Raw genomic sequence first — 24,418 nt, forward strand, 5'->3', positions numbered from 1 at the left:
TTCAGAGACCCAGGATCAGCACCGCCCCCGAGACGAGCGCGAAGACGAGCACGAAGAGCCGCATCCGCCGCGCGTCCAGCCGGTCGTGCGCCAAGCGGCTCAGCCACGCGCCCACCCCGATCGCGGGCGCGAGGGCGAGGGCCCAGCCCAGGTCGGCCGGCCTCCCCTCCCCCGTAGCGAACAACAGCAGCAGCGAGGCGACTTCACCGACCAGGAAGCACACGGCGACGGTGGACCGCAGCTCCGCCGGCGGCCGGTGCTGGTAGACGAGAGCGAGCGGCGGACCGCCGACCCCCGTCGCCGTCTCCGTCAGCCCTGTCACCGCCCCCGCGCCCACATAGGCGACCCGGCCCGGCGTGAACGCGGGCGCGGCCAGGCTCACGACGGCCGCGAGCACGGTGGCGACGCCCACGAACAGACCGAGGCTGCGCTCCGGGATCAGCCAGAGCAGCGCGAGGCCGCCGGGGGTCGCCGCGAGGCGCGCGGCCGTGATCCAGCCCGCGCCGCGCAGGTCGAGCGAGGCCCGTTCACGCCAGGCGACGTACAGGTTGAGCGGGATCATCGATGCCAGGACGAACACGGGGAGCAGGCGGGGGTCGAGAATGCCGGCCACCGGGGCGACGATCAGGGCGAAGCCGAGTCCGCTGCTGCCCTGGACGAACGCGGCGGCCGTCACGGTGAGGGCGAGGACCGCCAGTGTTTCGACGGTCACTTCGCGGTCCCCTCGACCCGAGCAGTCCCCTCGACCCGAGCCGTCCCCTCGACCCGAGCTGCCCTCTCGGCCCGAGCCGTCCCCACAGCCCGAGCTGTCCCCTCGACCCGAGCTGCCCTCTCGGCCCGAGCCGTCCCCTCGGCCCGCGCCGCCGTCGATGTCGGGTGGACGCGGGTGATGGCGGCGCCGCCCACGGCCGTACGCGCCAGCTCGGCCGCCCGGCGCACGAGAGCGGTCCCGTCCCAGTCGACGGGCCGACCACCCCACAGGCGCAGCCGGCCGGCGACGAACACGGCGGTGATCTGGTCGCGGTTGCCGCGCCGCACCAGCTCCCAGGGCAGGTCCCAGGAGAGCGCGAGTTCCGGCGTGGTGGTGTCGACGAGGAGGAAGTCGGCGGCGAGCCCCTCGGCGATCGTTCCGGTCCGTGCGCCGAGGCCGACGGCGTCGGCTCCGCCGCGGGTGGCGTGCTCCAGCCAGGTCCAGCCGGCGCCGCAGGACGAGTCGCCGATGGCGAGCCCGTACGCGAGCCGCTGCGCGAACTCGGCCGCGTCGGCGAGCCGGAAGCCGTCGCCGCGCGTGCCGTCGGTCCCGAGTCCGAAGCGGATGCCGCGCTCGGCCATGGCGGTGGCGGGCGCGACGGCGTTGCCCTTCCAGGCGCTGGCGACGGGGTTGTAGCTGATGGTGGTGCCCGTCTCGGCGAGCAGGGTGAGTTCGCGCGGGGTGAGGAGCGTGGCGTGCGCGGCGAGCAAGTGGGGGCCGAGCACGCCGAGCCTGTGGAGGTACTCCAGGGGCCGCAGACCGTGGCGTACGAGCGAGCGTTCGACCCCCGCCAGGTGCTCGTTGACGTGGATCTGGAGGACCGCTCCGGACTCGGCCGCGAGACGGGCCGTGTCCCGAAGGGTCTCCTCGGTGGCGGCCTCGGGGATGGAGACGGCGAGGGAGGGGTGGATCAGCGGGTCGCCTTCGTAGCGCGCGAGGTGCTTCTCGGCGGCGTCCGGAACGGACGGCGTCTCGCCGTCGGCGTCGTTGCGGACCAGGCCGAGGACGCACCGGATTCCGGCGTCGCGGGCCGCGGCGGCCACCACCTCCACGTCGACATCGGCGCGGGTCCCCGCGTCGGCGACGGTGGTGAAGCCGCCGCGCAGGGCTTCGAGCACGGCCAACTTGGCGGCGACGTAGGCCGCTTCCTCGCCCAGGGCGCCCTCCAGCGGTACCCACACCCGGCGGAAGATCTCCGACGGCTCCCCGAAGGCGAGCGCCGCACCGAAGCTCTGGGTGAGGTGGTGGTGTGCGTCGACGAAGCCGGGCATGAGGAGGTGTCCGGGGAGCGGGACCGGATCAAGATCGGGGTGGGTGCGCGCGAGGTCCCCGAGGGGTCCCACCCGCTGGAAGCTCCCGTCGGCGATGACGACCGCGTGACCTTCGGCGGGGCCCTCCGGCAGCAGCACGGCGTCCGGCACGAGCAGGAGGGGCCGGTCCGAACCGGTCAGGGCGTCACGGGTGATGAGCTGGTTCATCGGTCGCTTTCCGTACGAGGGGAGCCGAGGCGGGCTCCGGTGGGGCGGGCAGAGGTCAGCCGGGCGGCGAGGTTCGGCCTGACGTGGTGGAAGAGGACGTTGAGGACGGCGGCGACGAACGCGCCGACGGCGACGCCGCTTTCGAGGAGGATGCGGAGGTTCGGCGGGAAGCCCCCGTACACGCCCGGAACGAGGATCGGGAGCAGTCCGAGCGCGAGGGCGACGGCGCAGATGAAGGTGCTCGTGTGCGTACCGAGGTCGGAGCGGCCGAGCATCTGGACGCCGAGCACGGTGATCACGGCGAAGACGACCATCGCCGTGCCGCCGACGACCGCCGACGGGATGACGCTGATCGCGCGGGTCACGGGAGCGAGGAACCCGATGGCGATGAGGACCACGCCGGCCGCGGCGGTCACGTAGCGGCTGCGGACGCCGGTGACGCGGACGATGCCGATGTTCTCGCCGCTGGTGACCATGAGCGGCAGGCCGAAGAAGCCGCCGAAGAGCGAGGTGAGCGCGTCGCCCCTGACGGTCTTGGGGACATCGGCGCGAGTGTCGATCTCCTTGCCGACGGCCTCCGCGTTGATGACGGTCTGTCCGGTTGCCTCCGCCATGGAGGCGAGGCTGTAGAGCATCAGCGGCAGGGCGGCGACCAGGTTGAACTGGGGCGACCCGAACGGCATCAGCTGCGGGAGGGTGAGCAGACCGCCGTCGGTGGCGCTGCCGAGGTCGACGGCGCCGAGGGCGGCGGCGAGGCAGGTGCCGGCCAGGAGGCCGAGCATGACGGCGAGTTGGCGCAGGATGCCGCTGAAGAACAGGTAGAAGGCGACGGTGAAGCCGATGGTGGCCAGGCCGAGGCCGAGGTTGAGGGGGTCGGCGAAGCCCGGCGTGCCGGGGCGTCCGGTGACCAGGACCGCGCCGACCTTCACCAGGTTGACGCCGACGATGACGATCATCGTGCCGATGACGAGGGCCGGGAAGAAGGCCAACAGCCGGGAGAAGACCGGCAGGACGAGGAAGTAGAAGGCCGCGGTGAGGATCACGGCCCCGGTGGCGGTGCGCAGACCGTGCTGTTCGGCGATGGCGAGGAAGAGGATCAGGGGCGCGCCGCCCGGCAGCATGACGAACGGCAGCCGGGGGCCGAACTTCCACGGCCCTAGGGACTGGATCAGGGAGCCGACCCCGGAGAGCACGAAGGCCGCCGAGAGCAGGTTGACGGTGAGTCCGGGGTCGAGGCGGAGGGTCGCGCTCATCAGGAAGATCGCCGAGATGGGGGTGGCGGCCATGACGAGCACGTGCTGGACCCCGAAGAGCAGGATCCTGCCGAGGGGGCGGGACTGGTCGACGGGGTGGGGGGCCTCGGGGGCGGAGGGCTCGGGGGTCGCGGGGCTGGGGCTCTCGGGCTCGAGGGTCTCGGGCTCGAGGGTCTCGGAAGTCTCGGGGCTGGGGGTCTCAGGCTCGGAGGTCCCGCGGACCGGTGTCTCAGAAGCGGGGGATCGTCGTTCCGTGCCGGGAAGGCCAGGGAGGTGCTGGGGAGTGGACACGTTCGGGCTCCGTTCGGGCGTCGCTGCACGCTCGGATATCAGCCGCGATCCAGCCCCGGACGGAGGGCCAAAGCGAGGTGGCCAAATCGATTTGGCCGCCAGTATCCGAGGGCTCCCGCCCACCGTCAAGACTCCTAGACTGTCCCCATGAAGATCGAGCCGCGGCTGTTCCCGCGCGTCCCCGGGCAGGAGCCGCCGGCGCCGCTCGCCCCGCCCGCTCCCGACGAGGCTCCGCACGTGTGGCTCGTCCGGGCGGCCGAAGTCGACCTGCCCGCCGCGCGGATGGACGTGCTCGACGCCCGGGAGCTGGAGACCGCGCGGGGGTTCCGGAGCGCCGCGGACCGGCGTACGTACACCGAAGTGCACGTGGGGCTACGGGTGCTGTTGGGGGCCTACCTCGGGGTGAAGCCAGGAGACGTGCCGTTCGTACGGCGGCCGTGCCCCGAGTGCGGGGAGCCGCACGGGCGGCCCGCCGTCGCGGGCGATCCCCTCCACTTCTCCCTCTCGCACAGCGACGGCCTCGGCCTGCTCGCCTTCGCCGCGAGCCCGGTCGGAGTGGACGTGGAGCGGCTTCCGGATCTCGCCACGGTCGAGGAGGTCGCGCCGATGCTGCATCCGCGCGAGACGCGGGAGTTGGCCGGGTACGCGGCGGCCGACTGCCCACGTGCCTTCGCCCGGACCTGGGCGCGCAAGGAGGCGTACCTGAAGGGCCTCGGCACCGGCCTCGCCCGCGGGCTCACCCTCGACCACGTCGGCGCGGCCGAGCCGTGCGAGGCCCAACTGCCGGGCTGGCGGATCGCCGACGTTCCGGTCGACCCCACGCACGCGGGGGCCGTGGCCATACGGGTCTGAGCGCGCGGCCACGTGCCGAAGGGCTTGTGCGATACGCCAGAATGACGGGATGACCAGCAACGACGTGGGTGGAGAGCAGATCTGGAACCCGCAGCGCCTGCGCAGCGGGAACGAGCGGTTGCTGCTCGGCCTGCTGCGCTCGGGCGGGCCAGCCTCCCGGGCCCAGCTCGCCCGGACCACGGGCCTGTCCAAGCCCACGGTCTCCAGCGCCCTGGCCTCGCTCGAACAGGCCGGGCTCGTCAGGGAAGCGGGCGTCCACACGCCCGAACGCGGCCGGACCGCAGTGCTGTACGCGCCGGATCCGACCGCCGGCTACGCGCTCGGCATCGACATCGGCCGGGCCTGGCTCCGCGTGGCCCTCGCCGACCTCGACGGCACGGTCGTGGCCCGTACGGAGGTCCGCAACCAGGCTCGCACGTCGGGCCCGATGGCGGACCTGGTGGTCGCCACCGCCCGGGAGCTCGTGGGGAGTTCGGGTGTCGCGCCGGCCACGATCGTGCAGGCGGTCGCGGGTACGCCCGGCGTATACGACGAGGAGCTCCGGCGGGTCAGGTTCGCGGGCAACCTGCCCGGCTGGGGGCGCCCGGGGCTCTTCGACCGGATGCGCGAGGGCCTCGGCCTTCCCCTGGCCGTGCACAACGACGCCAACCTCGCGGCGCTCGGCGAGTACACCGTCGGGGTCGGCGCGGGCAGCAGGCTCTTCGTGTACCTGATGATCGGTACCGGCCTGGGCATGGGCGTGGTGAGCGAGGGCCGGCTCTTCACCGGCGCGCACGGCGGTGCGGGCGAGATCGGCTTCATGCCGTGGCCGGGGCGCCAGGGCCCGGGCACCCTGGAGGGGCTCGTCGCGGGCGACGCGGTGGTCGCGGCCGCCAAGGACCGTGGCATGACCGGGGACCTCAGCGCGAAGGACGTCTTCGACGCGGCCCGGTCGGGCGACCCGGCCGCCGTCGAGGCGGTCGAGCTGGAGGGCGAGCGCCTGGCGCACACGGTGGCCGCCGTGTCCGCGGTGCTCGACCCCGACCTCGTGGTCCTCGGCGGCGGCATCGGCCACAGCGCGGATCTGCTGCTGCGTACGGTACGGAGCGCCCTGCGGTCCCTCACCCCGATCCGACCCAGGGTCGCCGCGAGCACCCTCGGCGAGGACGCGGTGCTCCACGGCGCCCTGGCCATCGCCCTGGACACGGCGCGGGACGTCGTCTTCGAACGCCGCCCGCACCCTGGCCGCCTGCACTCCTAGGAGCGCACCGCCAGGCCCTCAGCCCCAGGTGCGGGAGCAGAGCACGAGCCGGTAGCCGTCCGGGTCCGCGATGGTCACGCCGTGCTCGTCCCAGTAGGGGTTGTGCGCCGCGACCCGCGTACCGCCGGCCGCCGTCAGCCGGTCGATCAGGGACTCGTCCGCAGACTCGCCGAGGTAGAGCACGAACAGGTCGTCCACGGTGGGAGTCGGCTCCAGCGGGTGCTCCGGGTCGTGGGTCAACTCGAAGTGCCAGGGCCCGTTCCGCGGTCCGACCATCAGCAGGTCGTGCTCGCCCGGGACGCGTTCGGTCGTCCGCCAGAGCACGTCGAGGCCGAGGCCGTCGACGTAGAACCGCTCGGCGGCGGCGAGGTCCCGCGAGGGCCTGGCGACGCGGACGTGCGTGCTGGGGTCGATCATTCCGAGACCTCCAGCGCCGCGCGCCAGACCGGGCTGTCGGCGTAGTGGTTGTCGTACCGCTCGGCGGAGGCGGCGATCTCCTTCGGGTCGGCCTCGCCGCGCATCACGCGGCCGAGCAGCCGCAGATAGTCGAAGCGGCCCATGCCGGGCGTGAAGACGAAGAGCACGTCCGCCTCGCAGCCGGGCGCGGCGGCGAAAGCGTGCGGGGTGTGGGGCGGCACGGCGAGGAAGTCACCCGCCTCCAGGACGGTGACCTCCTCCCCCACGAGCACCTGGAGGGAGCCGCTGATCACGAAGAAGAGCTCGGTCGCCTTGGTGTGGAAGTGCGCGGGTGCGCCCACGGCACCCTTGGCGAAGCTGGACCGGTAGCTGGTGAATCCGTCCGCCGTGCCGTCCGAGTCAGCGAGCAGCGTCATCACGCTGCTGGGGTCGGCGCAGGTCTCGGCCTCGGCGTGCCGGGTCAGGACGGGCGGGAACGGTGCGGCGGACGGCGTCTCGTGGGACGCGTTCTGGGTCATGATCCGGACCTTACGATCATGAACAGGCTTCTGACCAGGGCTGTCGCGCCCGGGACGGGGCGGCGTGAGATGAACGAGCAGTGAACACTCGCGGAACCAAGAGGCCATACGTGGTTCAGTCTTTGACGATCGGTCACCTGTTCGTGCCCGGTGCTAAGATCACCACGCTTGCGGAGCGGTGGATGGGTGCAAGACGACATCTCCGACCACGGCGACCCTCCGGACGGTACCCCGGACACGGAAGGAAGCCGGGCCACCCGCATTGACGGAATTCAGCAACGACCGTCAGTCGCCTGAAGAGAGTCTTATGACGTATTACGCACAGAACCCGGTCCTCTGGGTCCTCCTGGCCGCCACACTTGGCGCCGTCGCCGTCATCGTTCGCCAGCGCAAGGCGATTCGGACCTTACGGCAGGGGACCGAGGAGCTCAAGGCACATTACTCCGAATTGGAGACCAGTTACACGAAGTCCGTCGAGGACGAGAAGGACCGCGCCCAGGAATCGACCAAGTCGGTTCTGAAGTCCGCCATGCGGACGCTCCAAGGCCTCGCCGCCGAGCAGCAGTTGGTCATCTCGGGACTGCAGAACAAGTACGGTGACTCGGTCATTCTCCGGGACCTCCTGGAAATCGACCACACCAATTCACAGTTCGGCCGGCGCGCCCAGTCGATCGCCGTGCTCTGCGACGGCTGGCTCGGCCGGCACCGCGAGATCGCCTCGGTGTACGACGTGGTGCGCAGCGCCCAGGGTCGTATCCGGCACTTCCGGCGTGTGGAGATCCTCTCCCAGGTCGACTTCGGCATCACCAGCCGTGCCGTCGAGCCGGTGGCCCTCGCGCTCGCCGAGCTTCTCGACAACGCGACCAGCTATTCCAGCCCGGACACCGTGGTCGAGATCAATATCCGTACCGTGCCCAAGGGCATTTGCATCGTCGTCGACGACGCCGGTGTCGGTATGAACGACGAGGAACGGGTCAGGGCCGAGAAGCTCCTGTCCACCGAGCGGGTGTCCGGTGTCTCCGGACTCGGTAGCCCGCCGCAGTTCGGTTTCGCCGTGATCGGTGTGCTCTGTGAGCGCTTCGGATTCGAGGTGTCCGTGGATTCCAGTTCGCCGTACGGAGGCGTCCGCGGCGTCCTCCTGCTTCCGCACGACCTGCTCACCGGAATGCCGGAGAAGAAGGCCCCGCAGCCGGTCGCCCCGGCCGCCGCGGTCCCGGAACCGAGTGGCCCCGCTCCCGTGATGGCCGCGACGGCCACCACCGACGACGGTCTGCCGAAGCGCCGCCGCAAGCGGCCGATGGCGATCGTGAGCGGCGGCGAGCAGTCCGCGCCCGCTCCGGCGCGCTCCGGCGCGGAGACCGCCGCGATCATGGGGGCCTTCCAGCGGGGCACGCAGTCCGGACGGGCGGCCCGGCCGGAGTCGGCGGATCAATCGAGCAGCACACGTGATGCGAGCAGCGAAGGGCATGAGGTCTCGTGAACGACGATCTGTCATGGATGCTTGACAGCGCCTTGGAGATACCCGGGGCGCTGCACGCGGTCCTCGTCTCCGCGGACGGTCTGCTGATGGCCCGGACCAAGGAGTTCGGGAAGGACAACGCGGACACGGTCGCCGCCGCGATGAGCGGCATGCAGTCGCTCAGCCGCTCGCTCGGCTTCTTCGTGGAGCCGGGGCGCCTGCAGTGGCGTCAGACGCTGGTCGAGTTCGACGGCGGCTGGGTCTTCCTGATCTCCGCGGGCGAGGGCGCCTACCTCGGCGTCTCGGCCTCGCCCGACGTCGACATGCAGGACATCACGTTCCGGATGCAGCAGCTCGTCGGCCAGCTGGGCAAGGCCCTGACGACGCCGCCGCGCGAGAACCTCGGCGCCCGCTCATGAGCCGCTACGACGAACGGGAGCCGGAGTCGGCGGAGTTAGTCCGTCCCTACGTCATCACCAAGGGACGTGGCCTGCCCGACGAGGAGCAGCTGTCGCTGGTGACCCTGGTCACCGCGTCGGCCGACCACCAGCAGCGCCCGACCCGGCTCTCGCCGGAGGAGCAGAGCCTGTTGGACCTGTGCACCGCCGGCTATCTCTCGGTCGCCGAGGTCGCGGGGCACACCAAGCTGCCCATCGGCGTGGTCAGGATCCTCCTCTCCGCCCTCACCGAGGGCGGATACCTCATCACCCGCCCTCCCGTGCAGCGTGCCGCGCTCGCGGACCGAGACATCCTCGAGGAGGTACTGAATGGTCTCCGCGCCAAGTTTGGGTGAGCAGGCGTACGTGCGCGACGGCGCCACGCAGACCGCCGTCAAGATCCTCGTCGTCGGCCACTTCGCCGTCGGCAAGACCACGTTCATCGGTGCGATCTCGGAGATCCCTCCGCTGACCACCGAGGAGACGATGACCCGCGCGGGCGAGTCGTTCGACGACCTCAAGGGCGTCCGGTCCAAGACCACCACCACGGTGGCCATGGACTTCGGCCGGCTGACGATCAGCGAGCGGGTCGTGCTCTATCTGTTCGGAACGCCCGGTCAGCAGCGCTTCGTCCAGATGTGGGAGGACATGGCGCGCGGCGCGCTCGGCGCGCTCGTGCTCGTCGACCCCGAGCGGCTCGCGGACTCCTTCGCCGTGATCGACCTGATCGAGCAGTACGGGCTCGACTACGCGATCGCCGTCAACCACTTCGACGGGACCGCCGGCCGTGAGGAGCGGGCGCTCCGCGAGGCGCTGGACCTGCTCGACGACACCCCGATCGTCACCTGCGACGCGCGCGACGAGAAGTCGTCCGCCGACGCGCTGATCACCCTCGTCCGGTACCTGCTGGACCGCGCTCACTAGAAGCAGAGAGAAATCATGGACGCTCGATCCACCGCCCCCGTACCCCCGCCGGGGTGCCCCGCGCACGCCGACGGCGGCCGGGTCCCGCTGTACGGGCCGGAGTTCCAGGCCGACCCGGACGCGTATTACGCGTACATGCGCCACTTCGGGCCGACCGCTCCCGTGGAGCTGGCTCCCGGGGTGGAGGCCACCCTCGTCACGGACTACGCGACGGCCCTCCAGCTCCTCCAGGACTCGGGCAACTTCCGTAAGGACGCCCGCCGCTGGCGGCACCTCAACGAGGGGCTCGTCAGCCCGGACAACCCGATCGTGCCCGTGCTCGCGTACCGGCCCAACTGCATGTTCAGCGACGGGGCCGAGCACCTGCGGCTGCGCCAGGCGGTCACGGACAGCATGGCGCGGGTCGACGTGCGCAAGCTGAGCCGGACCACGGAGCAGGTCTCCGCGTACCTCATCGCGCAGTTCGCCGCCCGCGGCTCCGCCGACCTGCTCGGCGACTACGCCAAGCAGCTGCCGCTGCTCGTCTTCAACGAGCTCTTCGGCTGCCCGGCCGACATCGGCGACCGCATCCTGTTCGGCATCACCGGCATGTTCGACGGTGTGAACGCCGAGCGCGCCGTCGAGGTGCTGTTCGGGGCCGTCGGCGAACTCGTGGCGCTGAAGCGTGCCAGGCCCGGGGACGACGTCACCTCGTGGCTGATGGAGCACCAGTCGAGGCTGACCGACGAGGAGATGGTCCACCAGCTCGCTCTCCTGCTCGTGGCGGGCAACGAGCCGCTGCGCAACCTCATCGGCAACACCCTGCACCGGCTGCTCACCCATGACGCGTACGCCCACAAGGGCGGGCTGATCGACGAGGCGATCGACGACACGCTGTGGGAGAACCCGCCCATGCCGAACCTCGCGCCGCACTATCCGGCCGCCGACATGGAGTTCGCCGGTCAGAAGCTGCAGGCGGGCGATCTCGTGCTGGTCAGTTTCGCGGCCGCCAACACCGGTCCCGCGCTGACGGCGGCGCGCGAGTCCGGCAGCAACAGGGCCCATCTGGCGTGGAGCGCGGGCCCGCACGCGTGCCCGTCCAAGGACCCCGCCCGGCAGATCACCGTCATCGCCATCGAGAACCTCCTCAACCAGCTCGCGGACGTCGAACTCGCGGTGCCGGAGGACAGCCTCGTCTGGCGTCCGGGCCCGTTCAACCGGGGCCTGGCCACGCTGCCCGCCCGGTTCACGCCGGTCGAGACCGTGCGCCGGGGCGGCGCGCAGGGCCACGCCGAGACGTCGGCCCGGCCGGGGCCGGAGCAGGCGGAGGCGGGTCGCAAGCGCGGCGGAATGTGGAGCCAGTTCCTCAACTGGCTGGCCAAGTGATGGAGGCCACTCCGCTTGGCTCCCCCGCCGCTGCATGATCGATCAGCGGCGGGGGTAGTGAGCACGGCGAATATTCTGGCGTGCTCATGAGGAGAAGAGATCTCGTGGAACCGATATCCGTCGATGCCGGTTTTGCTCGCAGACCCCGCGCGGTCGGCCCCCTCGATACCCGCCCCTCCGGGCGGGTATCTTCTTGCGCCCTCCCGCGCCACGCGGAGACGCTCGGCGGTCACACGGCGCGGCAGCTCCTGCGGCTGTGCGAGACCGCGGGGTTGAGCGGGCCCGACTCCGCGGCGTACGCCCGGACGCTGCTCACGCTCCTCGGGCCGGTCGGCGAGCGCCCGCTCGATCTGCCGGCCCCGGACGACTCGTTCGTCGCGGACGACCACACGCCGGTGGAGTTCTCGCTCGCCTTCACCCCGGACGCCGCGCCGACGCTGCGGGTGGTCCTCGAACCGGGGTGCGGCGCCCCCGACCTGGCGAGCAACGGCCGTGCGGGACTTGAGGCCGTCCGCCGGATGGCGCGGGGCTGGGGCATCGACACCGGGCGCCTCGACCAGCTCGAGGACCTGTTCTTCCCGCCCGACCCGCAGGGGCCGCTGGCGCTCTGGTGCGCGCTGGAGATGGTCCCGGGCGGAGTACCCAGGGTCAAGGTGTATCTCAACCCGGCGGCGTCCGGGCAGGAACGTTCCGCCGATACGGTACGGGAGGCCCTGAGCCGACTCGGTCACCACCAGGCCTTCGCGGCGCTCCCCCAGGGCGATCGCCCGCTGTTCTTCGCCCTCGATCTCGGTGACTGGGACGAGCCCCGGGTGAAGGTCTACCTCGCGCACCACGACATGTCGGCCGAGGAGGCCGCGAAACTCTCCCGTGTGGACGGCGGGCCGGGTCCCGCGGAGATCGCGTCCTTCTTCCGCACGATGGCCGGCCACGACCCCGACGGGGCCGAGTCCGCGGAGGGCCGGGACCCTCGGCTCGACCTGCGTCCCGTCCAGTCCTGCCACTCGTTCACCGAGACGGCGACCGGCCGGCCGAGCGGCTTCACCCTCTACATCCCGGTCCGCGACTACGCCCGGCACGACGGCGAGGCCCTCGACCGGGCGCTGGCGGTCCTCGGCCGGTACGGCATGGACCCCACCCCGCTCCTGCGTTCGCTCTCCGCCGTGACCGCGCGCCGGCTGCGGGACGGCGTGGGCCTCGTCGCGTACGTGGGGCTCGCCCACCAGGAGGGCCGCCCGACGCGGGTGACGACCTACATCTCCTCGGAGGCGTACGAGGTCAAGCCGCCCGCCATCACGGGAGTACCGTCTCCCCGGTCCCGGCGCTGATCCGCCGGGCGGCGCCTACGCGTCCTGCGGCTCACTCAACTCCCGCAGGTAGGAGGCGACGTCCACCTGGAACGAGGCACCCTGGCTGGAGCCGTAGCGCTCCTCGACACCCTTCAGGTACAGGTCGATCTCGTCGCACATGACGTCGGCGGCCGGCAGGGGCTCGTCGCCGGCCACGACCCGCGTCACCCACCGCGCCTGGGCCTCCACCAGGCGCGTGATCGAGCCCACGGGACGGATCAGGCCGACGAAGTACAGGCCGGGGCGGTCCGGGGCGACCATCCGCCGGTACAGCTCGACCTGGTCGTCCTGCCCGTCCGTGGGACACCCCGCGGGCAGGAAGGGGAAGGACATGCGGAAGCCGGTGCAGTAGACGATCGCGTCCGCCTCCTCCACGGTTCCGTCGGTGAAGGTCACCCGGTCGCCCTTCAGGGACTGGATGGCGGGCTTGGGGATCACCCCGCCGTGCCGTATGCGGCTGAGTATCTCGTCCGAGATGGTGACGGCCGAGGAGAAGATCGCGTGGTCGGGCTCGGGCAGGCCGTAGTCCGACAGCCGCCCACGGGCCACGAGCAGCGCCTGCTCGACGAAGGCGCGCTGCTCGGGCATGGACATCTCGGCCCACCACGGCGCGTCGGCGATCAGGTCCACGGGCATGCCGAAGAGCTGCTTGGGCACGATGTGCAGCGCACGGCGGATGGACAGCGACGTCCGCGCGGCGTGCCGGGAGAGGTCCGCGGCGATGTCCACGCCGGAGGCCCCCATACCCACGACCACCACCCGCTGTCCCGCGAAGTCGGCGCCGTCGCGGTAGTCCATCGAGTGGAGGATCGTTCCGGCGAAGGAGTCGGCGCCCGGCGGAAGCGGATTCGGCAGCTGCGCCTCCGTGTTGTGGCCCGAGGCGACGACCACGTGCGGGAACCGCCGTTCCGTCACCTCCCCGCGCGCGTCCCGGCTGGTGACCGTCCAGGAGCCGTCGCCGTCCTGTCGTACGGCGAGCACCTCGGTCCGCAGCTCCACCCGGTCGAGCAGCCCGGCCTCCTCGGCGAACGACCGCAGATAGGCGGCGACGTCGGCGTGTCCCGGGTACAGGGGGAACGCGTCAGGCATCGGGAAGTCGACGAATTCGGTGAGCTGCTTGGAGCTGTTCAGGTGCAGCGACCGGTAGCCGGGCCCCGGTTCGCCCGCCGCCGTCCGGCGCCACAGCCCACCGACGTCGGGTGCCTTCTCCAGGCAGACGAAGTCGATGCCGCGGCCCGCCAGGGCGTGCGCGGTCGCCAGACCCGACGGGCCCGCGCCGATGACGCACACGGTCGCGGTACGGGGAGCGCCACCGGCCTGTGACCCGCCCAAGGAAGCCTCCACAGAACACCATCCGTCCTCGCCCCGGGCAACGACGGCCGCCGCTGTCCCCCGGACCTCGGCCCGGGAAGATCACGATACCGACCAGGCTTTCGAGACCGGCCGCCGAGGGGCGGACGCGGATCGCGGCGTCGGGCCCGGGCAGGACGGGGCGGCGCAGAGCGGCAACGGCGGTGCTCCGTATGCGAGAACGTCACGAAAAAGCCTTCTCCGGGTTACACGGTCATCCCCTCCCCCGTGCGATTCTCCCGCTTGCACGTCGTCAACACGCGTAGATCGCGGCGGTGTTGAGCCCACCCGGTCGGTCCCGCGCGTGCCGTCCCCCACGAAAGGCCCCCCCATGTCCGCCCTGCACATCGGAAGATGGAAGTCCGTGGCCGCGGCGATATCCGCCGTCCTCGTCGCCCTCACGGTTCCCACCGTCGCCGCCACCCCCGCGAGCGCGACGACCACCGCGTACGACAGCACGTACTACAAGAACGCGATCGGCAAGACCGGTCCGGCCCTGAAGTCCTCGCTGCACACGATCATCAAGAGCCAGACGAAGATCTCGTACGACGCCGTCTGGAACGCGCTCAAGGTCACCGACCAGGACCCGAACAACACCGCCAACGTGATCCTGCTGTACAGCGGCACCTCGCGCAGCAAGTCCCTCAACGGCGGCGCCGTCGGCAACTGGAACCGCGAGCACGTGTGGGCCCAGTCGCACGGCAACTTCGGCACCTCGGCAGGGCCCGGCACCGACCTGCACCACCTGCGCCCCGCCGACGTCCAGGTCAACAGCATCCGCGGCAACAAGGACTTCGACAACGGCGGCAGCCCGGTCAGCGGCGCGCCCGGCAGCTACACGGACTCCAACTCCTTCGAGCCGCGCGCCGCCGACAAGGGCGACGTGGCCCGCATGATCCTCTACATGGCCGTCCGCTACGAGGGTGACGACGCCTGGGCCGACCTGGAGCCCAACGAGTCGACCTCCAACGGCAGCGTCCCGCTGCACGGCCGGCTCTCGGTCCTGAAGCAGTGGAACGAGCAGGACCCGCCGAGCGCGTTCGAGGAGCGGCGCAACGACCTCATCTACGGGACCTACCAGGGCAACCGGAACCCGTTCATCGACCACCCCGAGTGGGTCGAGGCGATCTGGTAGAGCACAGCTTCGCAGGCGGTCCGCTGAGCCTCGCTCCCTGGCGGGCGGGGCTCAGCCCCCTGGCGGACACGCCCTGCCCCACTTGGGCGCGTCTCGCCCCATGTGCGGAGTGTTCGACCGGTTCGCGGCGGGCTTCCCGCCATAGTGCCGGGCATGACACAGACACCCTCCCCGCGGCGTCGGCGCACGCGTGCGGCCGCCCGTACGGCCCTGCTCTGCGCCGCCCTCCTCGGCCTCACCGCCCCGACGACCGTCGCCTCGCCCGCTCCCGCGCCCGGCAAGGGCCCGGACGGCCGCGGCGGAAGCGACTGCGTGCGGACCGAGCACACACGCGACCCGCGGGCCCGCGAGGTCATGGAGATCGCCCGCAAGGCCGCGAACGACCTCGCCCTGAACTCCGTGGAGCTGAAGGTCACCGTCGACGGGCGCGAGGTCGTCACCGAGGCGCTCGGACAGTCCATGACCGGGGTCCCGGCCCGGCCGGACATGCACTTCCGCGCGGGTTCCGTGGCCTTCGCCCACATCGCCACGGGCCTCCTGCAGCTGGTCGAGGAGAAGAAGGTCCGGCTCGACGACACCGTGGAGCGCTGGCTGCCCGATCTCCCCAAGGCCGAGCAGATCACCCTGCGCATGCTGGCCTCCAACACCACCGGCCTGCACGACTACGTCACCGACCCGGCGTTCGGGGCCGAGCTGGAGGCCCATCCGTTCAAGCAGTGGACCCCGGCGGAGCTGCTCGCCTTCCCGCTCAAGCACTCGTTCTGGTACGAGCCGGGCACCAGCTGGAGCTACTCGCACGCCAACTATCTGCTCCTGATCTCCGCGATCGAGAAGATCACGGGCACCCCGATCGACACGTTCATGAAGGAGCGGGTCTGGAAGCCCCTGGGGCTCCGCGAGACGCGGAGCAACCTCACCCCGGACATCCCGCGCCCGGTCCTGCACGCCTTCACCTCCGACCGCGGCATCTACGAGGAGTCCACCTTCTGGAACCCGTCGTGGACCACCGCCCCCGGCGCGGTCATCACCACCGACGTCTGCGACCTGGCCCGCTCGGCAGAGGGCATCGGCAGCGGTGAACTCCTCTCGCCCCGCTCGTACCGCACCCTGCTCAACCCGGGCACGGTCGGCCTCGGCGGAGCGAGCGAGACCTGCCCCGCCTCGATCTGCCTGAAGCAGACCGAGGCCCAGCACTTCGGCTTCGGTGTCATCGTGGTCAACGGATGGCTGGTGCAGAACCCGTCGTTCTCGGGCTACCAGGCGATCCAGGCGTACCTCCCGTCGAAGCGGCTCGCCATCGCGGTCTCCGCGACCAAGACGGCGACCACACCCGACGGCAACCAGGCCGAGGTGGTCGCGCAGCGCATCGCGGCGAAGCTCGCCCCTGGCACGCCCCTGTCGATCGACTGACCGACCGGGACACCGGCCCCGGCCGGTACGGGCACCGCTCCCTGGTAGGACCCGCCGAACCTCGGGACCGGAATTCCGGTGGATCCGGTCCCGACGGCGTTCACCTGACGGAGGGTCCCGTCGGGCAGCATGGGCACCATGAACTCGGAGCAGCCGCCGCCTCACGAAGAGAACGTCGCCCACCCCGCCACCCTGGTGCACTCGGCCGACGTCATGAACGCGAAGACGACCCTCCTCCAACTCCTCGGGCGCACCGGCGTACCCGCGGACGAGGCCGGGCGGCTGCTCGCGCTCGTCGAGGCGGGCGCCCTCACCCAGGCGCACGGCGACATCGCCGGGATCGAGGCCGGCACCCCGGCGGGCAAGGGCCAGCGCTACGCCACCGGGTGGCACGACTGCGCCCGGACGGCCGGCGACGCGCTGCTCCGCAGGGCCGACCACGCCGTACGCGAGGCCCTGGGACCGGACGCGCCCGTCCCCGACACCGCGCACGTCCATCCCCCGGTCGCAGGGGTGGACGTGGCGCGGGCGATGGTGGCGGTTACTCCGCTCTACCTCAGGTTCACGCAGGTCTCGGACCTCGACCCCGAGGTGTCGGACGACGTCCTCGTCGCCGTCCTCGGCACGATGAGCACCGCCGAGCGCGCCGGGTACGCGCGCCGTCTCGAGGAGTTCACCGAGGAGCGGCGCACCCGCCTCGCCGCGCTGTACGCGGAGTACGGACCCGGCAGCGACGTCTCCATCCACGGCCGCTACTCCCTCCTGCACTCCCCCAGCAGCGTCGCCGTGCTCGAACGCCTCGTCGCCGCGCCGGACGCGCTGCGGGAGGAGTGGGACCTCGGGGAACTGCCCCCGGTCTGGCTGGAGGGGCTCTCGAAGGCCTGGGAGGCTCAGCCGGGCGGCTGACGCGCGCCGGCCGCCCGGACGTCCGCAGGACCCGAGGCCCGGCTCACGCCCGGCTCGGGGCCCGAGCGGCCGGAGCGGTGGGCGAGCGCGGCGAGGGCGGTGACGAGGGAGGCGAGGCCGCCGACGACGAAGCAGGCCCGGGCGCCCCACTCCGCCCCGATGGCGCCCACCAGGAGCGCGCCGACGGGGGTGGAACCCTGGAGGATGAGGGTGTAGAGGGCGAGCACCCGGCCCCGGTAGTGGGGGTCGCTGCCGAGCTGGACGCGGTGGTTGGCGGCCTGGGCGAAGTAGATCGAGGCGCCGCCGGTGAGGAAGAGCAGGACCACGGCGGCCGGATAGCCCGGCGCCCAGCCGACCGTCGTCTCCAGGACGGCGAAGACCAGGGCCGAGCAGGTGACGAGCCGCCCCGACGGCCGGGACCTGCGGGCCGTGGTGAGGAAGGCGGCGGCCAGCGAGCCGGCGGCGAAGGCCGTGGTCAGCAGGCCGAAGGAGGTGGCGTCGGCGTGGAACACGGTCTTCGCGAGCAGCGGCAGCGTGAGCTGGAAGTTCAGCCCGAAGAGGCTCACTCCCGCGACCAGGGCGAGCGGCACCAGCAGGTCCGGGCGGCCCCGGACATGGCGCAGGCCGTCGACGACCCGGGTGCGGCCGGGCGGGCGGGCGGCGCGCAGGATCTCCCCCGGGCGCATGCGCCGCAGGGCGAGCACGGTCGCGGCGTAGCTGAGCCCGTTGATCAGCAGGACCCAGCCGGTGCCGAACGCGGTGATGACGAGTCCGGCGACGGCGGGGCCCGCGACCCGGGCCACGTTGAAGTACGCGGCGCTCAAGGCCGAGGCGTTGGGCAGAAGCTCCGGGCCGACGAGCTCGCCGACGAAGGACATTCGGGTGGGCACCTCTACCGCGTTGACCAGGCCCAGGGCGCACGCGAAGACGTAGATGTGCGGGAGGCCGGCTGTCCCGGTGAGGACGAGGACGGCGAGGGCGAGCGCGAGCAGCCCGGAGACGAGGTTGGCGCCGGTCAGCAGGGCCCGCTTGTCGTAGCGGTCGGCGAGCCTCCCGCCGTACAGGGTGAGGAGCAGCATCGGGGCGAACTGCAGGGCGGTGACGGTGCCGAGGGCGGTCGCGGAGTCGTCGGTCAGCTCCAGGACGAGCCAGTCCTGGGCGACGACGGACATCCAGGTGCCGGCGACGGAAACGACCTGCCCGGTGGCGAAGAGGCGGAAGTTGCGGACGCGCAGGGCCCGGAACGGATGGGTGGACGCCGCCGGGTCCGTGCTCGTCTCCATGCCAGCCCGTCCTCGCTCCTGCCCCACCGGGCGCACCGGATTCCATGATCGGGCGGCTGCCCGACGCCGTACAAGGGACCTTTGTTCAGGGCTCCTTCAGGTCTCTCCCCCGACGTCAGAGCCGGGTCAGGGAAGGTTCAGGGAAAGGTCGGGGGCGGTCCCCAGGTCCGCGTCGGTCGGGGAGGTCGGAGGCGGTCAGGTGCGGTCGTCGGTGGAGAAGCGGAGGCAGGAGGTGACGACCAGGAAGGGCCACAGCGACTGCATGCAGGTCACGAGGCGTTCGGCGGCGCCGGGGGCGCCCTGGCGTTGCGTCTCGATCAAGTACCAGACCGCCCCGAGCCCCATCAGGGCGGTCGCGGCGAGCGCGGGCGCCAGCCGCAGGCCCCACGGGGCGGCTCGGCCGCGGTGGGCGGCCAGGATCGGCCAGAGGGCCAGGAGGGCGAAGCCGAGCGCGGCGGCCGAGCCGTGGCGCAGGGATCCTCCGCTGCTGGGTGTCGGGAGCAGGGCCACCGCCAGGGACGCCACCCCGCCGGCCGCGAGGGCGACCCGTCCGGCGGGCGCGGCCGGGCGCAGTCCCCAGGCGGTCAGCAGATGGCAGAAGCCCAGGGCGAGCAGGGCGCCGGTCATCACCCAGAACCCCTCGGACCCGTAGGCGGCCAGGACGCTGATCGTCTGGGTGGCGGGGTCGTACCCCGGTCCCTCGAGGCGTGCGGCGAGCACCCAGCCCCCGGCCAGCAGGAGCGGCGCGCATCCCGAGGAGACCAGGGCCCACCGTGGAACAGGTCGCATCCGCCCACCGTAAGCCGATCGGTCGCCGCCGCCACGTGGACGCGGACGGGCCGGAGTCCGAACGGGTGGCGCCTGCGAGCCGGGGCCGCCGCGGCGAGGGTCAGGCGGTCACCTTGCGCTGGAACCAGCCGTGGAACTCCTCGTCCTCGGCTCCGTCGGCCGCCGCCGGGCGCGGCGCGGCCCGCTCCAGGGCCTTCTCCGCCTCCGCCCGCCAGGTCTCCGCGTCGGCGCGCGGCGGGGGCGCGTACGCGCCCCGCTCGGGAGCGTCGGCGGCGGCGCCGAAGAAGTCGCCGCCCTTGCGGCGGACGTCGTCCGTGCCCCACGCGCGTCCGGAGCCGGACCTGTCCACCTTCCGCAGGAGCGGGATGTGCTTGGCGCAGTGGATGTACGCCTCCTCGACCGTGACCTCCACCCACGCCTGGGCGCGTCGGCCCGGCACGGGGTCGACGGGGAGCCCGGCGTGGGCGCGGCGCATGGCGTCGTCCGGCACGATCCGGGCCCGGCCGTTGACGTGGAGGCCGATGCGGTCCTGCAGGAAGTCCATCATGAGGATGCCGACGTGGGCGTTCTCCTCGATGTTGCCGAGGCTGGCGTGCACGCCGTTGCCCCGGTACTCGGGGTACGCGAGGGTCCGGTCGTCCAGGACGTGGAGGAAGCCGGGCGGTCCGGCCCGGAAGGTGTTGTCGCACTCCCCGTGCCGGTCGGCGGTGGCCAGGAAGAACATCTCCTGGCGCGCCACGAACTCCCGCATGCGCGGGTTGAGCCGGTCGAGGACCTGCTCGTTGTAGAACTTGTCGGCCCGCTCGGTGGTCCCCATGCGCCGCTGGACCTGGTGTTCGCCGTCGCTGCCCGGACGGGCGGTGCGGACCGGCGTCGGCCGCCGGTGGCCGGTCTCTTCGAAAGTGCTCAATTCCGTGCCCCGACCAGTTCTTCGATGGAGTCGTGCCGTATGCGGTGGGTGGGGATGCCGATGCCGAGCAGCGTGTCGACGCCGCGCCGGATCATTCCGGGCGGTCCCGAGAGATAGGCGTCGTACGTGTGCCACGGGCCGTACTGGTGGACCGCGTCCGGGAGCTGGCCGCACAGCTGCCCTTCGAGGCCGTCGTCGACGACCGGGCGGACCGAGAGCCACGGATGCGACTGCTGGAGCCGGAGCATGGTGTCGATGTCGTACAGGTCGTTGCCGTGTCTCGCCCCGTAGAAGACCTGGACGGAGCGCCGTCTGCCGTGCTGGGCCACGTCCTCGACGAGGGCCTTGATGGGCGCGATGCCGGTGCCGCCGCCGAGGCAGAGCAGCCCGTTGTCGGTGCTGTGGTCCACGGTCATGGAGCCCGAGGGCCCGCCGAGGCGGATGACATGGCCCGGACGGGCCCGGTGCACGAGGGCGTTGGAGACCCAGCCCGCAGGGACGGCCTTGACGTGGAAGGAGAGCAGTCCGTCGGAGCGGGGCGCGGAGGCGAAGGAGTAGTGCCGCCAGACGCGCGGCCACCAGGGGGTCTCCAGGGCGGTGTACTGCCCGGCGAGGAAGGGGTAGGGCTGGTCGGGGCGGACCGTCACCACGGCGACGTCCCGGGTCCGCATCTCGTGGGCGACCACCTCGGCCTGCCACCAGGCGGGGGCGCGCAGTTCGTCCTCGGCCGCCGCGTCGATCATGATCTGGGAGATCGCGGTGTAGGCGCCGACCCAGGCGGCTTCTGTACGGGGTCCCCAGCTGCGCGGGGCGTAGCGGGCGAGGGCGCCGATGAGGCATTCGCCGACGGCCGGGTAGTGCTCGGGCTGCGTCCCGTACTTCCGGTGCCCCTTGCCGAGCCGGGTGAGGTACGCGGTGAGGGTGGCGGCGTCGTCGACATGGGTCGCGGCGGTGAGCAGCGCCCCGAAGAGGCGGTCGCGCTGGGTGTCCATAGCGGCGGGGAAGAGGGCGCGCAGCTCGGGGTGTTTGAGGAAGAGCAGCGCGTAGAAGTGCCCGGTGACGGTGTGGGCGATCGGCTCGATCTCGGCGAGCGTCCGGCGCAGCAGCGCGGCGTCCGACGTGTCCTCGGGCGGCTCGGGGGCCGGCCGGGCCGGAGCGGGGGCCGGTGCGGGACGGGGCGCGGGGGCGGGAGCCGGGCTCGGTACGGGGCGGGGCGCGGGGCCGGGAGCGGGGGTCGGCGCGGGGCCGGGTGCGGGGCGCGCCGTGCCGGCCGAAGGGCCGCCCGGTGCGGGGCCCGGTGTGCCGCCGGGGCTGCGCCCGAACCAGCCTGCGTCCCGGCCTATGCCGCCTGAGCTCTCGTTGTCGGCCGACGTGTGGGTCGGACCATCCATCGGTTTGCCTCGCCTCGAACGTCTTTCGGTCGGTCTACGCGCATGGGGTCCGAATGTGCCCCGTTTTCCCTCTCCTTTTCGGAATTCCTGGCACGGGTGTGCGAACGCGGTCGACCATACCCCGGGGGCCGGATTCCATAAAGGGAAGCCCGGCCTCCTTGCTACCACGGCGAGTTCAACACGACCTGCAATACTCCGAGAAAACACTCACCGAATATTTGCGCCTTCTTCACTTTCGGCGAGCCGCTGCCACAGGAACGTGTGCATCAAGGCGTTGTTGTGCGCCACCTGTTCGTTGTCGCTGGCGCCGGCGTGGCCGCCGCCCGTGTTCTCGTGGAGCAGCACCCGGTGCCCCAGCTCGCGCAGGCGCGCGGCCGTCTTGCGGGCGTGGCCCGGGTGGACGCGGTCGTCGCGGGTGGAGGTCATCAGCAGGACCGGCGGGTAGGCGCGGTCCGCGGCGAGCTGGTGGTACGGGGAGAGCGCGCGGAGGTGGGGCAGGTCGGCCTCGTCGTCCGGGTCGCCGTACTCGGCGATCCAGGACGCGCCCGCGAGGAGCCGGTGGAAGCGGGTCATGTCGAGCAGCGGAACCTGGGCGACGATCGCGCCGAACAGCTCTGGGTGGCGGGTGAGCATCGCGCCCATGAGCAGCCCGCCGTTGCTGCCGCCGGCGGCTCCGAGTCGCGCCGGGGTGGTGATGCCGCGCGCGACGAGGTCCTCGGCGACGGCCGCGAAGTCCTCGAAGGCGCGGGGCCGGTTCGCGCGGAGCGCGGCCTGGTGCCAGTCCGGTCCGTACTCCCCGCCGCCCCGGATGTTCGCGATCACGTACGTGCCGCCCCGCTCCAGCCAGGCGCGGCCGCGCACCGATCCGTAGCCGGGGGTGAGGGAGACCTCGAAGCCGCCGTAGCCGTAGAGGAGGGTGGGCCCGGGCCCGTGGCTCCCGGTGGTGCGGTCCGGGCCGATGACGAAGTACGGCACGCGGGTGCCGTCCCTCGACGTGGCGAAGAACTGGTCCACGGCTAGGCCCGCGGTCTCGAAGCGGGCCGGGGCCTGCTTGAGGATCTCGGTGTCCCCGCCGACGGTCCCCCGGTAGAGGGTGGAGGGCTGGAGGAAGCCGGAGACGTCCAGGAAGTACTCGTCGGAGACGTCGGGGTCGGTGTCGACGACGGTGACGGCGGAGAGCGGCGGTACGTCGGTGAGCGGCCGGCGCGCCCAGCCGCCGCCTTCGCCGCCTCCCGGCGTGAGGATCTCGATGCGGGCGCTGACGTCGCACATCGTCTCCAGGAGGAGGTGGTGGCGGGTCCACGAGTGCCCGGCCAGGGCCGTCCGCTCGTCCGGCGTGAAGAGCACCTCGTGGGTGCGGTCGCCCGCGAGGAAGGCGTCGAAGTCGAAGGCGAGCAGGGAGCCAGCGGGGCGGCCGAGCCAGTCGGACTTGAGGGTGACGATCAGGTGGTCGCGGTGGGCGTACGCCCGCGCGTCGTCGGGGACGTCGATCTTCACAAGGCCGTCGTCGGCGGTCAGGAGATAGGTCTCGCTGCGGTAGAAGTCCTGCGCGCGGCCGACGAAGTCCCGCTCGAAGCCGGGTGTGGTGTCGCGCAGCCCCCAGGCCGACACGTCGCCCGGTTCGGCCTCGAAGACCAGGTCGGCGCTCTCCAGGGGCGTGCCCCGGCGCCATCGGCGGACCGTACGGGGATACCCCGAGTCGGTCAGCGAGCCAGGCCCGTGGTCCGTGCCGACGAAGACGGTGTCGGCGTCGATCCACCCGATCCGCGTCTTCGCCTCCGCCACCCGGAAACCGCCCTCCACGAAGGCCCGGGCGGCGAGGTCGAACTCGCGGACCTCCACGGCGTCCCCGCCGTCCCGCGAGAGGCACACCAGCGCGAGGTCGTCCTCGGGCCGCCGGACCCTGGCACCTCCCCACACCCACTTCTCGCCCTCGGCGTCGGCGAGCGCGTCGACGTCGAGGAGGACCTCCCACTCCGGTTCGTCCTTGCGGTACCGCTCCAGGGTCGTGCGCCGCCACACTCCCCGCACATGGTCGGCGTCCCGCCAGAAGTTGTAGAGGAACGCGCCGCGCCGGGCGGTGTACGGGATGCGGTCCGAGGCGTCCAGCGCCTCCCGCAGCCGTTCCTTGAGGGCGTCGAAGCCGTCGTCGGCGGCCAGCTCGGCCGCGGTCTCGGCGTTCCGCTCGGTCACCCACGCCAGGGCGGCCTCACCCTCGACGTCTTCCAGCCACAGGTACGGGTCGTCATCGCTCACCTCCGCATTGTGCAGGCGTTCGGCCGCGCGCACCTGCCGAAAACCTGCACAACATGCGTGTGTTGAGGTCGGCCCCCTTCACCGTTCCTCGACCCGGGCCGTTCGGAAATCGTCAGGACGGCGCCGTTCTGTCCGGTTGGTACCGCGCCCTCTTCGGCGCCTCGAAATGTGTTACTCGTTCCTGCGGAGAAGATGTCGGCGTTCCGTGAATATGGCGGCACGGCCGTTTCCCCAGGAACACAACCGTGCACGTGGCGACGTCAACTGAATTGGTCCACTCACCCGTTCGCGTGCTTTGATCAGCGCCCTGCGGCCGCAGAAACGGATTCCCCCCCCAACAAATGAAGGGTGCGCATCATGCGTCACGACCTTGAGACCGTTGAGATCTCCGACGCCGACCTCGACGCCGTGTCCGGCGGTCTGGTCTCCGTCTCCGGTGGCCTCGGCGGCGCCGTGACCAGCGACGTCACGGGCCTGCTCGGCACCGTCGGCTCGCTCGAGACGGTCCAGGGCGTCACCGCCCTCGCCGGCGGCGTCCCCGGCCTGGCCCAGGGCGTCACCGGTGTCTCCGTGAACGCCACCGGCATCACCGGCATCGCCGGCCTCTGAGCCGAACACCGCCCGCAAACCCCGGAACTTCCCCGTTCCGGGGTT

The 24,418-nt window shown here is 72.0% G+C and carries 23 protein-coding genes; 12 read left to right on the plus strand and 11 right to left on the minus strand.

Features of this window, described 5'->3' with window-relative positions:
* Position 1: 1 nt before the first annotated feature.
* Genes ACWCO8_RS04915 through ACWCO8_RS04925 form a run of 3 tightly spaced genes read right to left on the minus strand, consistent with a single transcriptional unit; the run spans position 2 to position 3,515 of the window.
* On the minus strand, positions 2-712 hold the full coding sequence (locus tag ACWCO8_RS04915; protein WP_451030954.1) for a sulfite exporter TauE/SafE family protein: 711 nt from the start codon (positions 710-712) through the stop codon (positions 2-4).
* On the minus strand, positions 709-2,229 hold the full coding sequence (locus ACWCO8_RS04920; RefSeq protein WP_451030955.1) for an amidohydrolase family protein: 1,521 nt from the start codon (positions 2,227-2,229) through the stop codon (positions 709-711). The genes ACWCO8_RS04915 and ACWCO8_RS04920 overlap by 4 nt, the downstream gene beginning before the upstream one ends.
* Positions 2,226-3,515: a uracil-xanthine permease family protein gene (locus ACWCO8_RS04925; protein ID WP_451031427.1), complete on the minus strand. Its 1,290-nt coding sequence runs from the start codon at positions 3,513-3,515 to the stop codon at positions 2,226-2,228. Before ACWCO8_RS04925 ends, ACWCO8_RS04920 begins: the two co-directional genes overlap by 4 nt.
* 405 nt (positions 3,516-3,920) lie before the next feature.
* On the opposite strand from ACWCO8_RS04925, the gene ACWCO8_RS04930 reads away from it, so the two are divergent.
* Positions 3,921-4,625 (plus strand): 4'-phosphopantetheinyl transferase family protein, encoded by a 705-nt coding sequence (locus ACWCO8_RS04930; protein ID WP_451030956.1) that lies wholly within the window; start codon positions 3,921-3,923, stop codon positions 4,623-4,625.
* 49 nt (positions 4,626-4,674) lie between these two features.
* Positions 4,675-5,865, plus strand: coding sequence for an ROK family transcriptional regulator (locus ACWCO8_RS04935; protein ID WP_451030957.1), 1,191 nt, complete (start codon positions 4,675-4,677; stop codon positions 5,863-5,865).
* Positions 5,866-5,883: 18 nt separating this feature from the next.
* Here ACWCO8_RS04935 and ACWCO8_RS04940 read toward each other — a convergent pair whose 3' ends face one another.
* Together ACWCO8_RS04940 and ACWCO8_RS04945 are read right to left on the minus strand one after the other, a co-directional pair.
* Complete coding sequence (locus ACWCO8_RS04940) at positions 5,884-6,282, minus strand: VOC family protein (protein ID WP_451030958.1); 399 nt, start codon at positions 6,280-6,282, stop codon at positions 5,884-5,886.
* The gene (locus ACWCO8_RS04945; protein ID WP_451030959.1) at positions 6,279-6,800 is read right to left on the minus strand and encodes a cupin domain-containing protein; all 522 of its coding nucleotides are present in this window, start codon (positions 6,798-6,800) and stop codon (positions 6,279-6,281) included. The genes ACWCO8_RS04940 and ACWCO8_RS04945 overlap by 4 nt, the downstream gene beginning before the upstream one ends.
* Positions 6,801-7,107: 307 nt before the next feature.
* Here ACWCO8_RS04945 and ACWCO8_RS04950 point away from each other — a divergent pair, with 307 nt between their 5' ends.
* The 6 genes from ACWCO8_RS04950 (at position 7,108) to ACWCO8_RS04975 (ending at position 12,313) form a co-directional block, all read left to right on the plus strand.
* Entirely contained in the window at positions 7,108-8,280 is a 1,173-nt protein-coding gene (locus ACWCO8_RS04950; protein ID WP_451030960.1) for an ATP-binding protein, read from the plus strand.
* Entirely contained in the window at positions 8,277-8,678 is a 402-nt protein-coding gene (locus ACWCO8_RS04955) for a roadblock/LC7 domain-containing protein (protein ID WP_362010740.1), read from the plus strand. Before ACWCO8_RS04950 ends, ACWCO8_RS04955 begins: the two co-directional genes overlap by 4 nt.
* Positions 8,675-9,052 (plus strand): DUF742 domain-containing protein, encoded by a 378-nt coding sequence (locus ACWCO8_RS04960; protein WP_362010738.1) that lies wholly within the window; start codon positions 8,675-8,677, stop codon positions 9,050-9,052. The genes ACWCO8_RS04955 and ACWCO8_RS04960 overlap by 4 nt, the downstream gene beginning before the upstream one ends.
* Positions 9,027-9,620, plus strand: coding sequence for a GTP-binding protein (locus ACWCO8_RS04965; RefSeq protein WP_362010735.1), 594 nt, complete (start codon positions 9,027-9,029; stop codon positions 9,618-9,620). Before ACWCO8_RS04960 ends, ACWCO8_RS04965 begins: the two co-directional genes overlap by 26 nt.
* A 15-nt stretch (positions 9,621-9,635) precedes the next feature.
* Positions 9,636-10,985, plus strand: a complete 1,350-nt coding sequence (locus ACWCO8_RS04970) for a cytochrome P450 (protein WP_451030961.1) — start codon at positions 9,636-9,638, stop codon at positions 10,983-10,985.
* 104 nt (positions 10,986-11,089) lie between these two features.
* Positions 11,090-12,313, plus strand: coding sequence for a DMATS family aromatic prenyltransferase (locus ACWCO8_RS04975; protein ID WP_451030962.1), 1,224 nt, complete (start codon positions 11,090-11,092; stop codon positions 12,311-12,313).
* 15 nt (positions 12,314-12,328) lie between these two features.
* Here ACWCO8_RS04975 and ACWCO8_RS04980 read toward each other — a convergent pair whose 3' ends face one another.
* Positions 12,329-13,666 carry a flavin-containing monooxygenase gene (locus ACWCO8_RS04980; protein WP_451030963.1) on the minus strand — a complete coding sequence of 446 codons (1,338 nt, stop codon included), beginning with the start codon at positions 13,664-13,666 and terminating at the stop codon, positions 12,329-12,331.
* 349 nt (positions 13,667-14,015) lie between these two features.
* Between ACWCO8_RS04980 and ACWCO8_RS04985 the strand changes: the two genes are divergently transcribed.
* The 3 genes from ACWCO8_RS04985 (at position 14,016) to ACWCO8_RS04995 (ending at position 17,135) form a co-directional block, all read left to right on the plus strand.
* Positions 14,016-14,819 carry an endonuclease I family protein gene (locus ACWCO8_RS04985; RefSeq protein WP_451030964.1) on the plus strand — a complete coding sequence of 268 codons (804 nt, stop codon included), beginning with the start codon at positions 14,016-14,018 and terminating at the stop codon, positions 14,817-14,819.
* A 153-nt stretch (positions 14,820-14,972) separates the two neighbouring features.
* On the plus strand, positions 14,973-16,229 hold the full coding sequence (locus tag ACWCO8_RS04990; RefSeq protein WP_451030965.1) for a serine hydrolase domain-containing protein: 1,257 nt from the start codon (positions 14,973-14,975) through the stop codon (positions 16,227-16,229).
* Positions 16,230-16,367: 138 nt separating this feature from the next.
* Positions 16,368-17,135 carry a hypothetical protein gene (locus tag ACWCO8_RS04995; protein ID WP_451030966.1) on the plus strand — a complete coding sequence of 256 codons (768 nt, stop codon included), beginning with the start codon at positions 16,368-16,370 and terminating at the stop codon, positions 17,133-17,135.
* On the opposite strand, the gene ACWCO8_RS05000 is transcribed toward ACWCO8_RS04995, so the two are convergent.
* The 5 genes from ACWCO8_RS05000 to ACWCO8_RS05020 all read right to left on the minus strand — a co-directional run bounded on the left by ACWCO8_RS05000 (position 17,120) and on the right by ACWCO8_RS05020 (position 23,764).
* Positions 17,120-18,418 carry an MFS transporter gene (locus ACWCO8_RS05000; RefSeq protein WP_451030967.1) on the minus strand — a complete coding sequence of 433 codons (1,299 nt, stop codon included), beginning with the start codon at positions 18,416-18,418 and terminating at the stop codon, positions 17,120-17,122. The two genes, ACWCO8_RS04995 and ACWCO8_RS05000, sit on opposite strands and share 16 nt — an antisense overlap.
* A gap of 195 nt (positions 18,419-18,613) precedes the next feature.
* The gene (locus ACWCO8_RS05005) at positions 18,614-19,207 is read right to left on the minus strand and encodes a DUF998 domain-containing protein (RefSeq protein WP_451030968.1); all 594 of its coding nucleotides are present in this window, start codon (positions 19,205-19,207) and stop codon (positions 18,614-18,616) included.
* 100 nt (positions 19,208-19,307) lie between these two features.
* Positions 19,308-20,117: a pyridoxamine 5'-phosphate oxidase family protein gene (locus ACWCO8_RS05010; protein WP_451030969.1), complete on the minus strand. Its 810-nt coding sequence runs from the start codon at positions 20,115-20,117 to the stop codon at positions 19,308-19,310.
* The gene (locus ACWCO8_RS05015; RefSeq protein ID WP_451030970.1) at positions 20,114-21,508 is read right to left on the minus strand and encodes a globin domain-containing protein; all 1,395 of its coding nucleotides are present in this window, start codon (positions 21,506-21,508) and stop codon (positions 20,114-20,116) included. The genes ACWCO8_RS05010 and ACWCO8_RS05015 overlap by 4 nt, the downstream gene beginning before the upstream one ends.
* Before the next feature lie 207 nt (positions 21,509-21,715).
* The gene (locus tag ACWCO8_RS05020) at positions 21,716-23,764 is read right to left on the minus strand and encodes a prolyl oligopeptidase family serine peptidase (protein WP_451030971.1); all 2,049 of its coding nucleotides are present in this window, start codon (positions 23,762-23,764) and stop codon (positions 21,716-21,718) included.
* Positions 23,765-24,121: 357 nt separating this feature from the next.
* Between ACWCO8_RS05020 and ACWCO8_RS05025 the strand changes: the two genes are divergently transcribed.
* On the plus strand, positions 24,122-24,373 hold the full coding sequence (locus tag ACWCO8_RS05025; RefSeq protein ID WP_362010705.1) for a hypothetical protein: 252 nt from the start codon (positions 24,122-24,124) through the stop codon (positions 24,371-24,373).
* Positions 24,374-24,418: the final 45 nt, after the last annotated feature.

It is taken from the genome of Streptomyces sp. NPDC001927 (assembly GCF_053594455.1).

Coding starts and splice junctions, on each gene's coding strand:
- ACWCO8_RS04920 (WP_451030955.1), bottom strand. CDS start 2,229: ATGAACCAGCTCATCACCCGTGACGCCCTGACCGGTTCGGACCGGCCC.
- ACWCO8_RS04925 (WP_451031427.1), bottom strand. CDS start 3,515: ATGGCCGCCACCCCCATCTCGGCGATCTTCCTGATGAGCGCGACCCTC.
- ACWCO8_RS04930 (WP_451030956.1), top strand. CDS start 3,921: ATGAAGATCGAGCCGCGGCTGTTCCCGCGCGTCCCCGGGCAGGAGCCG.
- ACWCO8_RS04935 (WP_451030957.1), top strand. CDS start 4,675: ATGACCAGCAACGACGTGGGTGGAGAGCAGATCTGGAACCCGCAGCGC.
- ACWCO8_RS04940 (WP_451030958.1), bottom strand. CDS start 6,282: ATGATCGACCCCAGCACGCACGTCCGCGTCGCCAGGCCCTCGCGGGAC.
- ACWCO8_RS04945 (WP_451030959.1), bottom strand. CDS start 6,800: ATGACCCAGAACGCGTCCCACGAGACGCCGTCCGCCGCACCGTTCCCG.
- ACWCO8_RS04950 (WP_451030960.1), top strand. CDS start 7,108: ATGACGTATTACGCACAGAACCCGGTCCTCTGGGTCCTCCTGGCCGCC.
- ACWCO8_RS04960 (WP_362010738.1), top strand. CDS start 8,675: ATGAGCCGCTACGACGAACGGGAGCCGGAGTCGGCGGAGTTAGTCCGT.
- ACWCO8_RS04965 (WP_362010735.1), top strand. CDS start 9,027: ATGGTCTCCGCGCCAAGTTTGGGTGAGCAGGCGTACGTGCGCGACGGC.
- ACWCO8_RS04970 (WP_451030961.1), top strand. CDS start 9,636: ATGGACGCTCGATCCACCGCCCCCGTACCCCCGCCGGGGTGCCCCGCG.
- ACWCO8_RS04985 (WP_451030964.1), top strand. CDS start 14,016: ATGTCCGCCCTGCACATCGGAAGATGGAAGTCCGTGGCCGCGGCGATA.
- ACWCO8_RS04990 (WP_451030965.1), top strand. CDS start 14,973: ATGACACAGACACCCTCCCCGCGGCGTCGGCGCACGCGTGCGGCCGCC.
- ACWCO8_RS04995 (WP_451030966.1), top strand. CDS start 16,368: ATGAACTCGGAGCAGCCGCCGCCTCACGAAGAGAACGTCGCCCACCCC.
- ACWCO8_RS05000 (WP_451030967.1), bottom strand. CDS start 18,418: ATGGAGACGAGCACGGACCCGGCGGCGTCCACCCATCCGTTCCGGGCC.
- ACWCO8_RS05005 (WP_451030968.1), bottom strand. CDS start 19,207: ATGCGACCTGTTCCACGGTGGGCCCTGGTCTCCTCGGGATGCGCGCCG.
- ACWCO8_RS05015 (WP_451030970.1), bottom strand. CDS start 21,508: ATGGATGGTCCGACCCACACGTCGGCCGACAACGAGAGCTCAGGCGGC.
- ACWCO8_RS05025 (WP_362010705.1), top strand. CDS start 24,122: ATGCGTCACGACCTTGAGACCGTTGAGATCTCCGACGCCGACCTCGAC.